12 protein-coding genes, 2 tRNA genes and 1 other annotated feature are annotated in these 16,048 nt (G+C 43.4%); of the genes, 8 read left to right on the top strand and 6 right to left on the bottom strand.

The window, feature by feature from the left end:
- The first annotated feature begins 88 nt into the window (after window positions 1-88).
- Window positions 89-2,887 carry an aconitate hydratase AcnA gene (gene acnA / locus JMW64_RS12910; protein WP_201555201.1) on the top strand — a complete coding sequence of 933 codons (2,799 nt, stop codon included), beginning with the start codon at window positions 89-91 and terminating at the stop codon, window positions 2,885-2,887.
- 283 nt (window positions 2,888-3,170) lie between these two features.
- Window positions 3,171-3,596, top strand: coding sequence for a hypothetical protein (locus JMW64_RS12905; RefSeq protein WP_201555200.1), 426 nt, complete (start codon window positions 3,171-3,173; stop codon window positions 3,594-3,596).
- Window positions 3,597-3,606: 10 nt separating this feature from the next.
- Here JMW64_RS12905 and JMW64_RS12900 read toward each other — a convergent pair.
- A protein-coding gene (locus tag JMW64_RS12900) for an IS3 family transposase (protein WP_406947509.1) occupies window positions 3,607-4,826 on the bottom strand; the annotation gives its coding sequence in 2 pieces (ribosomal slippage) (window positions 3,607-4,550 and window positions 4,550-4,826; 1,221 coding nt in all).
- Window positions 4,435-4,551 (bottom strand) — a sequence feature (AL1L pseudoknot). It overlaps the preceding gene by 117 nt.
- On the opposite strand from JMW64_RS12900, the gene JMW64_RS12895 reads away from it, so the two are divergent.
- Window positions 4,826-5,818, top strand: coding sequence for a hypothetical protein (locus tag JMW64_RS12895; RefSeq protein WP_201555197.1), 993 nt, complete (start codon window positions 4,826-4,828; stop codon window positions 5,816-5,818). The two genes, JMW64_RS12900 and JMW64_RS12895, sit on opposite strands and share 1 nt — an antisense overlap.
- Window positions 5,819-5,960: 142 nt before the next feature.
- Here the strand turns inward: JMW64_RS12895 and JMW64_RS12890 are convergent, their stop codons facing one another.
- Window positions 5,961-6,614, bottom strand: coding sequence for a LysE family translocator (locus JMW64_RS12890; protein WP_201555196.1), 654 nt, complete (start codon window positions 6,612-6,614; stop codon window positions 5,961-5,963).
- A gap of 283 nt (window positions 6,615-6,897) precedes the next feature.
- Between JMW64_RS12890 and JMW64_RS12885 the strand changes: the two genes are divergently transcribed.
- A complete protein-coding gene (locus JMW64_RS12885) occupies window positions 6,898-7,197 on the top strand; it encodes a hypothetical protein (protein WP_201555195.1) in 300 nt (99 codons plus the stop codon).
- Window positions 7,198-7,367: 170 nt separating this feature from the next.
- Here the strand turns inward: JMW64_RS12885 and JMW64_RS12880 are convergent.
- From JMW64_RS12880 to gltX, 4 genes are all read right to left on the bottom strand, one after another.
- Window positions 7,368-7,443: transfer RNA gene (locus JMW64_RS12880), tRNA-Glu, on the bottom strand.
- Between the two features lie 147 nt (window positions 7,444-7,590).
- Window positions 7,591-7,666 (bottom strand) — tRNA-Ala (locus tag JMW64_RS12875).
- 122 nt (window positions 7,667-7,788) lie between these two features.
- Window positions 7,789-8,154, bottom strand: a complete 366-nt coding sequence (locus JMW64_RS12870; RefSeq protein ID WP_201555194.1) for a hypothetical protein — start codon at window positions 8,152-8,154, stop codon at window positions 7,789-7,791.
- Window positions 8,155-8,298: 144 nt separating this feature from the next.
- Window positions 8,299-9,828, bottom strand: a complete 1,530-nt coding sequence (gene gltX / locus JMW64_RS12865) for a glutamate--tRNA ligase (RefSeq protein WP_201555193.1) — start codon at window positions 9,826-9,828, stop codon at window positions 8,299-8,301.
- Window positions 9,829-10,148: 320 nt separating this feature from the next.
- On the opposite strand from gltX, the gene rsmH reads away from it, so the two are divergent.
- From rsmH to JMW64_RS12845, 4 genes are all read left to right on the top strand, one after another.
- The gene (gene rsmH / locus JMW64_RS12860) at window positions 10,149-11,348 is read left to right on the top strand and encodes a 16S rRNA (cytosine(1402)-N(4))-methyltransferase RsmH (RefSeq protein WP_406947508.1); all 1,200 of its coding nucleotides are present in this window, start codon (window positions 10,149-10,151) and stop codon (window positions 11,346-11,348) included.
- A gap of 245 nt (window positions 11,349-11,593) precedes the next feature.
- Window positions 11,594-12,091 (top strand): cell division protein FtsL, encoded by a 498-nt coding sequence (gene ftsL / locus JMW64_RS12855; RefSeq protein ID WP_201555192.1) that lies wholly within the window; start codon window positions 11,594-11,596, stop codon window positions 12,089-12,091.
- Complete coding sequence (locus JMW64_RS12850; protein ID WP_201555190.1) at window positions 12,088-14,196, top strand: peptidoglycan D,D-transpeptidase FtsI family protein; 2,109 nt, start codon at window positions 12,088-12,090, stop codon at window positions 14,194-14,196. The genes ftsL and JMW64_RS12850 overlap by 4 nt, the downstream gene beginning before the upstream one ends.
- A 71-nt stretch (window positions 14,197-14,267) precedes the next feature.
- Window positions 14,268-15,977 (top strand): UDP-N-acetylmuramoyl-L-alanyl-D-glutamate--2,6-diaminopimelate ligase, encoded by a 1,710-nt coding sequence (locus JMW64_RS12845; RefSeq protein ID WP_201555188.1) that lies wholly within the window; start codon window positions 14,268-14,270, stop codon window positions 15,975-15,977.
- Window positions 15,978-16,048 lie beyond the last annotated feature (71 nt).

Raw genomic sequence — 16,048 nt, 5'->3', positions numbered from 1 at the left:
CGTACAATCATCTATCTAGCCACCAATCCTCAGCATAAACCTATAACCGTTTGGGCTTAGGATCTATAACAACGATAAGGAAGCTACCATGAGTGATATTTTTAATGTAAAAGACACCATTACGGTCGATGGCAAGGAACATGCCTATTACAGTTTGCCAAAGCTGACCGAAACTTTTGAGCACATCAGCAAATTGCCATTTTGCATGAAAATCGTCTTAGAAAACCTATTACGTAACGAAGATGATGGTCAATCTGTCGGCAAAAATCATATCGAAGCCGTTGCCAACTGGGATGCAGGCGCAGAAGCGTCAAAAGAGATTGCCTTTATGCCAGCGCGTGTAGTCCTGCAAGACTTTACTGGTGTGCCGTCAGTTGTCGATTTGGCAGCCATGCGTGATGCCGTGGTTGAGCTTGGCGGTAAAGCTGAGCAAATTAACCCCTTTATCCCAAGTGAATTGGTTGTCGATCACTCTGTACAAGTCGATGCTTATGGCCGAGAAGATGCACTAGACTTGAACGAAAAAATTGAATTTAAACGTAACAATGAACGTTATGAATTCCTGCATTGGGGTCGTAATGCGTTTAAAAACTTTGTGGTCGTACCACCAGCGACGGGTATTGTGCATCAAGTTAACCTTGAATACTTAGCTCGTGTTGTAATGGCTGCTGATGTCAATGTTGATGGTAAAAGCGAGTTGACGGCTTATCCTGATACGGTATTTGGTACTGACAGTCACACGACGATGATTAATGGTATTGGCGTGCTTGGTTGGGGTGTCGGCGGTATTGAAGCGGAAGCGGCAATGCTTGGTCAACCGTCATCAATGCTGATTCCACAAGTGGTCGGCTTTGAGCTAAAAGGTAAATTGACCGAAGGCGTTACTGCGACGGATTTGGTATTGCGTGTGGTTGAAATGCTACGTGCGCATGGTGTGGTTGGTAAATTCGTCGAGTTTTATGGCGAAGGCTTACACAGTATGCCACTGGCAGATAGGGCGACGATTGCCAATATGTCACCAGAATATGGGGCAACCTGTGGTATTTTCCCGATTGACCAAATGGCGATTGATTATTTGCGTCTATCAGGTCGTGAAGAAAGTCAGATTGAATTGGTTGAAAAGTATGCCAAGGCGCAAGGCTTATGGCACGATGCCGATACCCCAGCGGCGACTTATTCAAGTAAATTAGAGCTTGATTTATCATCGGTACAGCCCGCACTTGCCGGTCCGAACTTGCCACAGCAGCGTATCAATCTATCTGATATGCACGAAAAATTTGGCGAAACTTTAGAAAAAATGACCAAAGACCGCAAGTCAGAAGTCGAAGGCAAGGTACGCTTTGATGAAGAAGGCGGCGAGCAAGAGCAAGCGGATAGACTCTATGCTAAGCCTAATGTTTTCTCTGACGTCAATATCGATGATAAGAGCCATAAATTGCGTGATGGTTCTGTCGTTATCGCAGCGATTACCTCATGTACCAATACCTCAAACCCTGCGGTGATGATTGGTGCGGGTTTGGTGGCGAAAAAAGCCGCTGCAAAAGGTCTAAAAGCCAAGCCTTGGGTCAAAACTTCATTAGCTCCCGGTTCGAAAGTCGTCACCGATTATCTTGAAAAATCTAAGTTAATGGACGAGCTTGAAAAAACAGGCTTCTATTTAGTGGGTTATGGTTGTACCACGTGTATCGGTAACTCAGGACCGCTCTTAGAGTCGATTGAAAAAGGTATCGAAGAAAAAGACTTAGTCGCTGCTGCCGTGTTGTCAGGTAACCGTAACTTTGAAGGTCGTATCCACTCGCACGTAAAAGCCAGTTATTTGGCGTCACCACCATTGGTAGTGGCTTATGCGCTGGCAGGTACGGTTGATATTGACTTAACGACGCAGCCGTTAGGACAAGATCAAGATGGCAAAGATGTCTTCTTAAAAGATATTTGGCCAACGTCAGATGAGATCAATGAGCTGATTGCTAATAATATCGATGCGGATATGTTCCGCAAAAACTATGGTGAAGTGTTTGACGGTAGTGCCGCATGGAACGCCATTAGCTCAGCCGATAGCCAGTTGTATCCGTGGAGCGAAGCGTCTACTTATATTAAAAACCCACCGTTCTTTGATGGTATGACCATGGAGCCAGAAGGTATTCCTGATATCGAAGGCGCACGCATCTTAGGGTTGTTCGGTGATTCAATCACCACTGACCATATCTCACCAGCCGGTAATATCGATCCAGATTCGCCAGCAGGTAAGTACTTGCAAGAGCGCGGTGTGATGCAAGCCGACTTCAATAGCTATGGCTCACGCCGTGGTAATGATGCGGTCATGACGCGTGGTACTTTCGCCAATATCCGTATCAAAAATACCATGATGGCTGGCAAAGAGGGCGGCTATACTTATTACTTCAACGGCGATAGCGCCACTCTACAAGACGGCGAAGAAATGGCCATCTATGATGCGGCAATGAAGTATAAAGAAGATAAGCGTCCGCTCGTGGTACTTGGCGGTGCAGAATATGGCTCTGGATCTAGTCGTGACTGGGCAGCGAAAGGTACGATTTTGCTTGGCGTAAAAGCAGTATTGACCAGTTCGTTCGAACGTATTCACCGCTCAAACCTCGTCGGTATGGGTGTGTTGCCATTAACCTTTAAAGACGGTGAAAATGCAGAAACTTATAATCTAGACGGCTCTGAAGTGCTTAGCATCACAGGTCTAGATAATGGCGAGAGCAAGACCGCCAAAGTTACGGCTACGCGTGCCGATGGTTCGTCTGAGAGCTTTGATGTCAATGTCATGCTCCAGACGCCAAAAGAGCGCGAGTACGTGCGTCATGGTGGCGTGTTGCACTATGTACTACGTCAATTGGCAAGCGAGAGCAAAGAAGCAGGCTAGTAATTAGTTAGGCTAAATCAAAAAAAGCCCGATCCCTTATCACTGGGATTGGGCTTTTTTATTTGTTGTTTAAAATAAGTAGTATGATCTATAGTGGGCTATATGCAAAAAATTGATAAAATATTTTAAGTAGAAACTATGTGTACTATCTCTAGGTAGATTTTATTATATTTCAACTAGATATATTATATGATTTAACCTTTATAACTAAATTATAAGTTATACAAAAGCCCATTATTCTGAGTTATAGTAAGTTCTATAATTCTTCGTGGTGACATAAGTTATGCCTATTAAAACTGTTGTAAGCTACAAAAATGCTTGGAAACTGTTTTTAGATTCATATCCTAAAGAGTATCAAGAAATCTTACAGTCCATATCCACTGATGGGTGGAAGGGTATAGAGCAAATAATAGATGACTATCAGCAATCTAGCTTCCTTGTTAAGGCTAGAATGATAAGTAAGGCTAGACTAAGTAATTTAAGTAGTAAAAAGTATAAAGGATTCATTGATAGTTTAAGAAAATTATCTTGGACAGAGAGTGAGGAGCATGAGTTTTTAGTAATATCTAAAAGCAATATCTACATCTGTCTCCCTAATGATATTAATTTGAATCCTAATGTATACAAATGGTTGTTCGATGACGTGGAAAAGATAATAGCAAATAATAATTTAGCTTTTCTGAACCGCCCCGAGTATATCGGAGAGTGATTTACTTGAGTCAGGCAGCAATACCTGACAGGGTTAAGTTATCATAATACTGCTTTTCAAACTCAAAAGGCGAGACATAACCAATCGTGCTATGTAAACGTGTTTTATTGAACCAATCTACCCACTCAAGGGTTGCCAGTTCAACATCGTTGACGCCAGTCCAGTTCTGTTTTAAATAATGAATCACCTCAGCCTTGTACAGCCCATTGACCGTTTCAGCCAAGGCATTGTCGTATGAATCGCCTGTAGTACCGACCGAAGCAATCACGCCACAGTCTGTCATCCTCTCAGTGTAGCGAATGGATAAATACTGAACGCCTCGATCACTATGATGAATCACGTCTTTGGAATTGTTTCTGTCTGCTATTGCTTGGTTCAATGCCGCCATTACCATATCGGTGTTCATGCGATTAGAAACTTTCCAGCCCACAATAGCGCGAGCAAACACATCAATAACAAAAGCAGTATATACCCAGCCGCTTGTCGTCTTGATGTAGGTGAAGTCCGCCACCCAGAGCTGGTTAGGACGACGAGCACTAAAGTTGCGATTGACTAAGTCATCAGCGCGTTTTTGGTCGTCACGACTGTTGGTGGTAATCTTGCTTTTGCCACGCCAGACGCCTTGTAGGTCATGCTGTCTCATTAAGCGCTCTATGGTACACCGAGCAATCTTTAACCCATCAGCTTTCATCTGCTGCCAGACTTTACGCACACCGTAACGGCACTTGCTGTCCTGCCAGATGCGTTTGATTTCACCGATGTAAAAGTCGTCATGCTGTCTGCGCAGTGAACGCTTTTCAGGACTGTTTTCTAGGTCTTTAGCACGGTGATAAGTTGACGGGGCAATCGGTAGCACTCTACAGATCAGCTCGACCCCATAACTACCTCTATAGTCATCAATAAACTGAACCATTACTTGTGTGGGCGGCCGAGCTCCGCCTGGGCGAAAAAAGCAGCAGCCTTACGTATAATCTCATTGGCTTGCTTGAGCTCTCTGTTTTCGCGCTCAAGATCCTTAATACGCTGCTCTTGACTTTGAGCCTGAACATTTGCAGGAATAGTTTGATCGATGTGTTTTTTATGCCATGATCGCAGGGTTTCAGGTGTACAGCCAATCTTAGCGGCAATGGCTTGAATGGCTGACCATGTGGAGGGATAGTCGTTTGCTGCTTCGATCAGCATACGAACGGCGCGTTCTTTAATCTCAGGAGTGTAGGTTTGTCTTTTCATTGTCGTATTCTCTCAGAATATTAAGTCTCCGACAATCCCGGGGCGGTTCATTTCCTATATTAATTACGGATTCTAAAAATAATTTAGAAAGTTTAACTAGTTTACAGTCAATTAATAAAAATTATCCTTTCTTAGTTTTATATGTTACAGGTAATGATGACGATGAACTATCTGTAATAGAACTAGAACAAACAGAAACATTGAAAGATAAGATTGTCTTAGATAAATTTATAGAGTTTCCACCTCAGTATTATCAAGCAGGACTTGGTATATTGAATTATTTCAGTCAGTATCTACATAAGAACTATCCTGATGAAAATGCTACAGTTAAGATCGAACAAAATGGTCAATCCATAAGATTAATAGTTATATCAGAAGATGGTAATACAGATGTGATTGAAAGGGCACTTACTGAGTATGAGATGATTGTAACAGGTAATGGAAATCCAGAAGACTTTACGGAAGACAAAGGATTAATCTTAGAGCTAAAGAGTGAACTAAGAATGTCTCAAGTGAGAATTGAAACACAACAGGATATTATTGGTTATTTAAAAACTGATAAGAACTACCTCTCAGAATTATTAGAAAAAGCCTTAAAGCAAGAAAAGTATACTACCATCGAGATAAATCCTAGTTTTCGGAATAACTTATCAGTTGTTACTAATAATGTAGTTAATGAAGCTCTTCCACTAGTTGAACAGTTAAAGTATATACTTCCTGATAAAAATGACTCTCACGCTGAACTTGAAAGTTTACAAGCTTCCTTAAGAGAAGTTATAGATGAAAAAGATCCTGAAAAACTAAAAAATTCAAAGTCAATGGAGAAATTCAGGAAGTTTATTGAAAAAGTGAATGAAGGTAACGATAATGTTAGTGAAGCAGTTAAAACCTCAGAAAGTGCAATTGAGACTTTTATGAAACTAGCAGGAAAATATAATAAGATTGCTGAATGGTGCGGTATGCCAGTCGTTCCTTCAGTTTTTACTAAATAATTTCACAAATCTAGTTTTCTTTTTATTAGTCAGTCAGTAAAGTGCGCCTTCGACTTGCGCACTTATTCTGTCTAATTTATAAATAAGTCTATACTGTAAAAACTCGAGGTAACAGACTGAATATTCTGAATACCTATTCTGCTCAACCCTTCTCAGTCAACAGCTTAATTCCTAAACCAATAAACACCATACCACTGATTCTATTTAACATCGTTTCGATAGAGGGGTTCTCACGCAAGCGTGTACTAAACCGCGCTGCTAATAGTGCCAAACATAAGCACCATATAAAACCAGTGGTAGCAAAGGTCAGCCCTAGCATTAGAAATGACAACATGCCATAAGCATAACTAGAATCGATGAACTGAGGGAAGAACGCGAGGAAAAATAAGGCGACCTTTGGGTTAAAAGTATTGGTCAACACACCTTGCTTATAGATTTGCCAGCTGTCTACATTCTGTTTATCAATAGTGTGCTCGTCTTTAGATAAACTATTCGCTATTGAATTTGATTTTTTGCTTAGTAGCATTTTTAGACCTAAGTAGCATAAGTAAGCCGCACCAACATATTTGACGACCATAAATGCTGTAGGAGAGTTGGCAAGCAATACTGACAATCCTAGCGAAGCCAGTAGCGTATGCACCAGAATGCCTGAAGTAATACCCAACACAGAATAAAACCCTGCCGTTTGCCCCTGCGAAATACTACGGGTAATGATGTACATGCTATCCGTGCCTGGGGTCAGGTTTAACAAGATGGCGGCTAAAATAAACCCTAGATAGTTCTCAATACCGAACATGGTTAAAACGTCCTTGTGTTAAGCCTAAAATTTGTATGTTATAAAGTATTTATACATTTTATAAAATTCTTATAGGATTAATGGTAGCGAGGATCTTACGGGTTGGCAATAGAATAAATCATTCAATAAATACTGATATTAAAAACCATAAAGTAGGTTATGGCTTCAGTCTTTATCAAAATCAATAAAACGTAAATATCTTATAAAATCGCAGATACCGCAATGTGAACTCTGATAAGATATCAGAGATTAATAAGACATTTGTTGATAATAAGGATTTGAGATGAAACGTTTGGCTTATACCATTGCTGTATCTGTTTTTGCTACGACAGTTGGGATAAATGCCGCGCATGCCGAGAGAGTTTGCAAAGTAACAGATCCGACGGGTACTCCACTAAACATTCGCGACGAGCCTAATGGCAAGATTATTAATAAGCTGCGTAATGATCGCGAGGTGTATGTCACAGATACCACTTATGATAATAAAAATCGTCCGTGGGTATATTTAGCAGGCTACTACAAGGGCGAATACAGGCATTGGGGCTGGGCGATTAGAGAGTTTGTCTCTTGTTATGATCGTTGATATATTAATTTCAGCTTATCCAAACTATAATGAACTGGATATAACAAAACCAACAGACATAAAAAATCCCAGTCACCGTATGATGACTGGGATTTTCTATTGTTCGCTTATTAGTCTAAGCTGATGCTTAAAGATGCTAAGCAAAAGTGCTAATAAGTGACGCCGAATAGTGGCGTCCCCAGGGGGATTCGAACCCCCGTTACCGCCGTGAAAGGGCGGTGTCCTAGGCCTCTAGACGATGGGGACGCATAGAGTGTTATAACCAATGGTTACAACGGTACTTCACAATACCAGATAGCTTAATAAATAAGCATTGCCTAGGTGCTGATATCGTCCTACTAGCGAGTATTTATGGTTACGTTTCAGTAGTACTGAGCGTTGCAATAAATAGTATGGTGGAGCTAAACGGAGTCGAACCGTTGACCCCTTGCATGCCATGCAAGTGCTCTACCAACTGAGCTATAGCCCCTCGCTAAGAGTGTGCGTATTTTATGTAAGAGCGGCAGTCTTGTCAACTACTATTTTAAAAATAATCTATAAATATGCAAAAAAAAGCGTTTTAACCTGTTTTGATGGCTTAACAAGGCCAAATTAGCGTGGATTTTGCTTGATGGCAATCTCTTTAATGGCTTTATCGGTAAAGAATTCTTCTTCAGTACCGTCAGAGAAAATAACGGCAGCACATTCTGTGGGGATATATTGCCCCCCTTTTTGTTGTACTGTACTGATACCTTCAAAGCCAACGATGTCAGAATCGCCTAATTTATCGACATTATGATTGGTATAACCATAGTAAGTGGTGTATATCCACTTTAAATCTTCAAAGTCCTGACCCTTTGTCAGGGTAAGTTTTGCATTATAAAGCTCTTTTACGATCGCATCATAGTATTTCTGCGCTTCTTTGAGCGTGTTAAAGACATAATCTTTGCTTTCGATGGTGACGGTCTTGGCGGCCATGTTTGTTTCCAATTAAAAGGTTTGATACAGGATATTTAATAGTTGAAGAGTAGTAGTACCTATTAATGACAAAAAAAGGGTCAGAATTGACCTGACCCTTTTTTCTTCAAAAACTTTCAACCAATTTATTACTCAGCTTCTAAACTATTCAGCTGCTAAAAAATCTGGCAATTCAGCTGCTTGTTTCTCAAGTTTTTTCAGTTTCTTTTTACCGAGGCCGCCAAGTACATCAACTGCATGGCGCAAGCGAGTCAAGGTCATATCAGCGCCGATGATTGCCATAGAATTCATGACTGGTGTCGATGAGGTGCTACCAGCGATAGCGATAAAGAACGGTGCCATAAAATCACGCATCTTAATATCGAGGTGAGCCGCAAGACCTTTTAAGGTGGCGTAGATATTTTCTTCTGACCACGTTGGTAAGGTTTCTAGCTGCCAAAGCGCCAGTTGCAGCATCTCAGTAATTTGCTCAGGGGTGAGCGATTTATGAGTAAAGCTCTCAGCATTGATATCAGGTAAGTTTTGGAAATAGAAACCACCCCAATTAACTGCATCAGATAACAGCTCAATACGAGGCTGAATCGCCGCTGCGATAGCGGTTAATTTATCGCTGTTACTTGCCCAGTCGAGGATTTTGTTTTTGAGTTCTTCAGGGGTTAGCGCACGTAGCCATTCGGCGTTAAGCCAATTGAGCTTTTCGATATCGAAAATAGGGCCGCCAAGGGACACACGCTGAATATCAAAGCTGGCAATCATTTCCTCTAAGGTAAATTTCTCCGCTTCGTCAGGCATCGAGTAGCCCATACGACCAAGGTAGTTAAGCAGCGCTTCAGGTAGTACACCAGCATCACGATAGTAAGTGATAGAGGTTGGGTTTTTACGCTTAGACAGTTTTGATTTATCTGGGTTACGCAGCAGTGGCATATGGCAAAGCACAGGCATCTCCCAACCAAAATACTCATAGAGCAATTGATGTTTTGGCGCAGAATTCAGCCACTCTTCACCACGCAATACATGGCTGATGTCCATTAAATGGTCATCGACAACGTTGGCTAAATGATAAGTCGGCATGCCGTCGGTTTTTAGCAGCACTTGCATATCGACTTGCGTCCAAGGAATCTCAACCGTACCGCGTAACATGTCATGTACTTGACAGACGCCTTCGGTAGGCACACGCATACGAATGACATGCGGTTTGCCCTCACTGACTAATTGCGCAGTTTTTTCAGAGGCTAAATGGGCACAACGACCGTCATAACGTGGCGTTTCACCATTGGCCATTTGCGCAGCACGCATGGCATCGAGCTCTTCACTGGTACAAAAGCAGCGAAACGCATGATCGTTTTCTATGAGCTGTTCGGCGTGCTTTTTATAAATATCACTACGCTCGCTCTGACGATAAGGCGCGTGCGGTCCACCAATATCTGGACCTTCCGCCCAGTCGAGACCGACCCAGCGCAGCGCATCCAAAATCATTTTTTCAGATTGTTCGGTTGAGCGCGTTTGATCCGTGTCTTCGATACGCAAAATAAATTCGCCGCCGTGGGCTTTAGCAAAAGCTAAATTGAATAGGGCAATATAAGCGGTGCCGACATGCGGAAAGCCAGTAGGCGATGGTGCAATGCGGGTGCGGACAGGGCGCGTGCTGTTAGTTGAAGTCGATGATGGCATCATAAAATTCTCAGAATAGGCTAGTTAATGAATATGGCAGTGAAACATGAAAAAAAATAGCGGTTAAAAATATTAATAATAAATGTGAATAACACGTTTGAATAAAAAATACGGCACAAACAATAGCCGTCAATGTAGAAAAATAGCGTAAAATATAGCGCTAGTATAACAGAGAGATGGAATATTTTTAACGAAATGCCCGTCTAGCGCTTGACTACCCGTGTATCCTTGCGATAATAATGTTAGACAAGTCATAACTTGTTTATTTTCATCTGATTTTTCACTCTTACTGACCAAAATGGTCGTCATCTACTGAGTCGTTTGTGTCCATATTGAATAATAATCCAAAAATTACGCCGAATACTAAGCAAGATTCTAAAATAGATTCTTCTTTAGCCACTGTTAATGCTGCATCAGTGGCTGAGCTGTCTGCTGTGGAAAACGATTTTGTGGTAGAGAATGACTCTACTAATCAGCTGAATCAAGAGTCTGTCACTGATAAAGCCAACTCTGATGAATTGAGCTTTGTTCATGATGCGGTGCTATTGCAAGAAACCGTCGCGGCAGTGCTGGGTGTCAAAGCGCTACCTAAGCAAACAGACGATGCAGAACAAAGCAGTGACAACCAAAACAGCTTGCAGATGAGTGGCGTCTACGTTGATGCAACCTTTGGGCGTGGTGGTCATAGTCGATTATTATTAAGCCAGTTAGCCGATGATGCAACCTTGATTGTTTTTGATAAGGATCCAACCGCTATTAGCGTTGCTCGCGAATTGGCAAAGACCGATAGTCGCGTAAAAGTGGTGCACGATAGTTTTGCGACGTTGACGAATAGTCTAGCGGCAATGGGTATCATGCAAGTTGATGGCTTAATGGCAGATTTGGGTATTTCATCGCCGCAAATTGATGATGGCAGTCGTGGTTTTAGTTTTATGCGTGACGGTGCGGTCGATATGCGTATGGACACCAGTCGTGGGCAGTCGGTCGCTGAGTGGTTAGAAAAAGTCGATGATGAAACCTTGGCCAATGTGCTTTATGATTTTGGCGAAGAGCGTCATAGTCGCCGTATCGCCCGTGCTATTAAGCAGATGGACAGTTATGACTCTACTTTGGCATTGGCTGAAGTGATTAAAGTGGCGCATCCTAATTGGCAGCGCGGTAAGCATCCAGCGACTCAGAGTTTTCAGGCGATGCGCATTTTTATTAACAATGAGCTTGGCGATGTTGACGACTTTTTAGAACAAAGCATTCCGATTTTAAAGTCAGGCGGGCAGCTGGCAGTGATTAGTTTTCACTCATTAGAAGATCGCCGTATCAAGCAGTTTTTGCAGCGTCATAGTAAAGGGCAATATCCAGAGGATGAGAATTTGCCGATGCCGCCCAATCGTCCACGCTACTTTAGCAAGCCTAAACGCGTGGGTCCAAGCAAAGCTGAAACCAGTCAAAACCCACGCGCGCGTAGTGCGTGGTTGCGCATGGCGACTCGTACTGATACCGACTATCTACACAGTGTCGAGCAATAACACAGGTAGCGTGATGTTATAGAAAGGGTGTTTGGTTGCGTTGCTGGTGATTGGTTGCTGGCAATTAAGTAGGATAGAAAGTCTGAATACTTACGCGGCTGTTAAAAATCTGTAAACATTATCTGCTAGGCTCGGCTGTTCCTTTTTCGTTTGGTTTTACTTTATTGATGGTTCTGTACAAAGCGTCTTACCGCTCTAAAACAGTTGCCAATTTTCATACTTGAAGTCCACTTTTTGAGAGCGTCATGGCAATATCTGACAAACCCGCAAACCGTCGCGCTGCAATGCCGCATAACACCGATATCGGCGAGCTATTTGTGCGCCGATTTAATGTGGTTAGTATCTATGTAGTGGTGCTATTGCTGTTAGCAGTGGCGATTGTGTGGAGCGGTATCAAAACAGCCGAAGGCGTTCAGCAATATCATCAGGATTATAAAACCTTGCAAGACATGAAAAAACAAGAGCGTAATCTGCAAGTCGAACATCAACGTTTGCTCATTGAACAGCAGACTTTTAGTGCGACGCCGCAAATTGCTAGCCGTGCGGTGGCTGAACTGGGCATGTTTTCACCGACGCTAAAAGATAAGCTCATTATCCAGCCGGGTGTTGCCACAGCACAGGTGCCAGTCGTTGATACTGACTCAGATGAGGATAAGTCTGACGTTATCGAACCACGAGCTTCTACGGATATATCGCCTGACGCTCTTATCACCGATGCCACGGTAGCGGAGGCAGGACAATGAGTGATAAAAAACCTAATGCCAATAGCGGTAAAACGACCGCGAAAAATGCGAATAAAAAGCCAACTAGCGGTAAGGTGACTAAGCCCTTACGTCCTGCCAGTGCAGCCAAATCGGGACAAACAGGCAGTACGGCTGAACAAAAATCCTCTGGCAACCGTAAGGCTAAATTGTTTGATCGATTGAAAAAGAGTGAAGAGCAAGGCGCTTATACCAGTGTCAAAAACCTGAAAAATAAAAGAGGATTTTTGGGTAAAGCGTCTGGCGCTTCCTCTCGCGGCGGTTTTGAGCAAGACAAAAACCGTTTCCGTACTATTTGGGTCATTGCATTGGTTGTCTTGGGTTTGCTGATAGCCCGTGCTTATTATTTACAAGTTGCCAATGCCCAGTTTTATCAAGACAAAGGTGATGAGCTTATCACTAGCGTGCGCACGCAAAAATCCTATCGCGGTATGATTACCGATCGCAATAATTTGCCACTTGCAGTCAGTGCACCACTGGCGACGGTCTCTTTTAGTCCGCATGATTACGCGCGCGAATATTACGAGCTTAAGCGTATTATTATCACCAATCCTGAGAGTCCACAGCTGGTTGCGCGTATGCAAAAGCGTTTGGATAATATGGATCTGACCACACTTGCAGCTGCTGCGAATATTTCGGTCACTGAGCTAAAAAAAGTTACCGCTATCGACGATAGTATTGATGTAACCGATGAAGCAGCAGTTAAAGCAGCGCTGCCATCGGGTGCAGGCTCGCACTATTTGCCGCTACTGAATAAAGTAACGCCTGAGATTGCCCAAAGTGTCAGCACCCTTGATTTTCCTGGCGTCTATGAAAAAAACTTTTTCCAACGTTATTACCCGCAGCCACAACCAAACTCGCAGCTATTGGGCTTTATGGGACAAAATGTCAGCGACCCTGAAGGTGGTTACGAAGGTCGTGCTGGTATCGAACGCCAATATGAAACTGAGCTGGCAGGTGATGATGGCAAAGTGTTGGTGCTAAAAGACGCCAAACAAAACAGTTTAAAAGAAATTAAACAGATTGAACCAGAAATACCAGGTAAAGATGTGGCGTTGACCATTGATTCGCGCCTGCAGTATTTGCTTTATAAAGAACTAGAGAAAGCAGGGCGTTTGCAAAAAGCGCGCTGGTCAACAGGCATGATTGTTGATGTGCAAACGGGTGAAGTGCTTGCCTTGTCAACATGGCCATCTTTTAATTCTAATAACCTGAATGAGATGACGGGTGAAAACCAACGTAACCGTGCGCTGCTCGATGTCTTCGAACCCGGTTCAGTTATGAAGCCATTCACCGTTGCAGCGGCTTTAGACTCAGGAAAATATACCGCCACTACCTTGATCGATACCAATCCTGGCTCTATCCGTGTCCGTGGTTATACCATTCGTGACCATAATAATTTAGGGCGGATCACGATGGCAACGCTATTACAGAAATCTAGTAACGTCGCCTCGACTAAGATTGCGTTGTCTTTACCCGCTGATGGCATTACCAATATGCAAAAGCAATTTGGTTTTGGTTCAAAGACACCGCTACAATTCCCAGGGGAAGGTAGTGGGCTGGTGGTCACACCAAAAGAAAAAGAAACGTCAAGACGTGCAACGGTCAGTTATGGTTATGGTCTACAGGTAACATTGGCTCAGGTCGCGCAGGCTTATTCGGCGCTGGCGGCAGGCGGTGTGATGCACCCATTGACCCTCATTAAAGATGACAAGCCGCAGCCAAGCAAGCGTATCATGGCACACGAGCAAGCGATGTCTATCGTACAAATGATGGAAAGTGTCACCGAACCGGGTGGTACGGCTAAAGGTGCTGCGATTGACGGTTATCGCGTCGCTGGTAAAACAGGAACGTCGCGCCGTATCAATCCAAAAGGTGGCTACTATACTGACCAATACCGCAACGTTTTTGCGGGTATGGCACCAGCGTCCAACCCTAGGCTGGTCGGTGTGATGCTCATCGAAGACCCGCGTGGTCAGATTTATGCTGGTTTAACAGTCGCGCCAGTCTTTCATAATGTCATGAAAGAGGCGCTGCGTTTATACAATGTACCCTTAGATAAGCCGTTAAAAACGGAAGATCTATAGGCTTAAACGTAAGTTTTTTTAATGTTCAGTTTTTAACTATTTGATATGTTTTAACCGTATAGGATTTGCCAATGACCCTGTCACCCTCGTCGCCAAGCATCACCCCAGTCACCTTGCAGCAGCTGACTGAATCTAGTAGTAGCAATAGCAGGCATGGTGTAGGTATAGAGCAGGCGTTGCAAAAACTATCGACTCAGACGACTTTGATTGGGGCGGATTCAAAACCAATGAATTCGTTTCTTGATATTCCATTCCTGCAGTTTCGTTTAGACAGTCGTCAGCTAGAGCCGAATGATGTGTTTGTGTTATTAAAAAGCCACATACCAAACTGTCAAAAAAGCCGTGACTACCTCTATCAAGCCGCTGAACATGCGGCTTTTATCCTATCAGAAATAGATCCCACGGCTTTACTTAACACGACTAGTGTATCAAATCATGCCGATATCACTTTACCAAATGATAGTACTGCTAAAGCGCAGCAGCAATTAGCAGCACTGTCTTGCCCCGTTTTACATGTGCCCAATATTCGTGATTTTTTAGGGACACTCATTCAAGCACGTTTGCAGTATCAGCAGCCCGTGACATTACCAACGGTGGTCGCGGTGACGGGCACCAATGGCAAAACGACTATCAGTCAATTGGTGGCGCAATTGACGCAGCTGACAGGTATGAGCAGCGCAGTTATGGGCACGGCAGGTAATGGCAGGCTTGGTGCTTTGGTGCAAGCCAGCCATACCACGGGTGATGCCTTAGCGGTTCAGCAATTTTTATATCAAATGGGTTCAGAGAATGCTGAATTATTGGCATTGGAAGCCAGCTCACATGGTTTAGATCAGCAGCGTTTACAAGGTATGCCAGTGTCGGTGGCGATTTATACCAATCTTAGCCGTGACCACTTAGACTATCATGCCGATATGGCAGAGTATGCAGCAGCAAAAGCTAGACTGTTTGATAAAGCGCATTTTCCAGATTTGACACACGCTATCATTAATATCGATGATGACTCTGCCCAGATTATGCTCGACACCGCACATGCCAGTGATTTAACGGTCTGGACGTATAGTTTAGAATCATCAAAATCAGCGACCTTTTTTGCGGCTGAAATCAAACCAAGCTTAAAAGGTGTCGAGATTAGCCTACGTACTGATTTAGGCGATGGCGAAGTTAATCATTTAGGTATCGTCAGCCCATTATTGGGGCGCTTTAATGTTGCCAATTTGCTTGCTGCCATCGCTGCTGCCGTCGCTTTAGGTATTAGCCTTGAGCGTGTTACCGCAGTGGTGCCGCAGCTACAAGGTGCGGTTGGGCGTATGCAGCGTGTGCCGTCTAATGATGGCTGCTTTATCGTTGATTATGCGCATACGCCAGATGCCTTAAGCCAAGTGCTTGCCAGCCTAAAGACCCATTGTAAAGGTCAGCTGTGGGCAGTGTTTGGTTGTGGTGGCGACCGTGATGCGGGCAAACGTCCTTTGATGGCGCAAGCAGGATTGGCAGGCGCGGATAAAGTTGTGTTAACGGCAGACAATCCACGCACCGAAGATCCCAATATCATTTTGCAAGATATGCAAGCTGGTATGACGAGTGAGCAATATCAGCGTACCTATATTGAGCCTGCGCGCCAAACCGCCATTGAATATGCAGTTAATAAAGCAGCGCCTGATGATATTGTCGTTATCGCTGGCAAGGGTCATGAAACCTATCAAGAAATTAACCATGTTCGTTATGATTTTGACGACCGTGTTATTTTGCAAAACGCCTTAAAACAAGCAGGGCGCGTATAGCCTTGATAAATAAATAGTAGCGCCGAACATCCATTTTATATGCTTCTTAAGAAGCATGAGTCGTTAACGAT

Source organism: Psychrobacter immobilis (assembly GCF_904846065.1).
Taxonomy (GTDB): domain Bacteria; phylum Pseudomonadota; class Gammaproteobacteria; order Pseudomonadales; family Moraxellaceae; genus Psychrobacter; species Psychrobacter immobilis_H.
The sequence above is the reverse complement of the archived record's forward strand: the minus strand, read 5'-3'. Positions and strand labels throughout refer to the sequence as shown.

Excerpts from the sequence above, each read along its gene's own strand:
- acnA (WP_201555201.1), top strand. The coding sequence starts at position 89 with ATGAGTGATATTTTTAATGTAAAAGACACCATTACGGTCGATGGCAAG.
- JMW64_RS12905 (WP_201555200.1), top strand. The coding sequence starts at position 3,171 with ATGCCTATTAAAACTGTTGTAAGCTACAAAAATGCTTGGAAACTGTTT.
- JMW64_RS12890 (WP_201555196.1), bottom strand. The coding sequence starts at position 6,614 with ATGTTCGGTATTGAGAACTATCTAGGGTTTATTTTAGCCGCCATCTTG.
- JMW64_RS12885 (WP_201555195.1), top strand. The coding sequence starts at position 6,898 with ATGAAACGTTTGGCTTATACCATTGCTGTATCTGTTTTTGCTACGACA.
- JMW64_RS12870 (WP_201555194.1), bottom strand. The coding sequence starts at position 8,154 with ATGGCCGCCAAGACCGTCACCATCGAAAGCAAAGATTATGTCTTTAAC.
- gltX (WP_201555193.1), bottom strand. The coding sequence starts at position 9,828 with ATGATGCCATCATCGACTTCAACTAACAGCACGCGCCCTGTCCGCACC.
- ftsL (WP_201555192.1), top strand. The coding sequence starts at position 11,594 with ATGGCAATATCTGACAAACCCGCAAACCGTCGCGCTGCAATGCCGCAT.
- JMW64_RS12850 (WP_201555190.1), top strand. The coding sequence starts at position 12,088 with ATGAGTGATAAAAAACCTAATGCCAATAGCGGTAAAACGACCGCGAAA.
- JMW64_RS12845 (WP_201555188.1), top strand. The coding sequence starts at position 14,268 with ATGACCCTGTCACCCTCGTCGCCAAGCATCACCCCAGTCACCTTGCAG.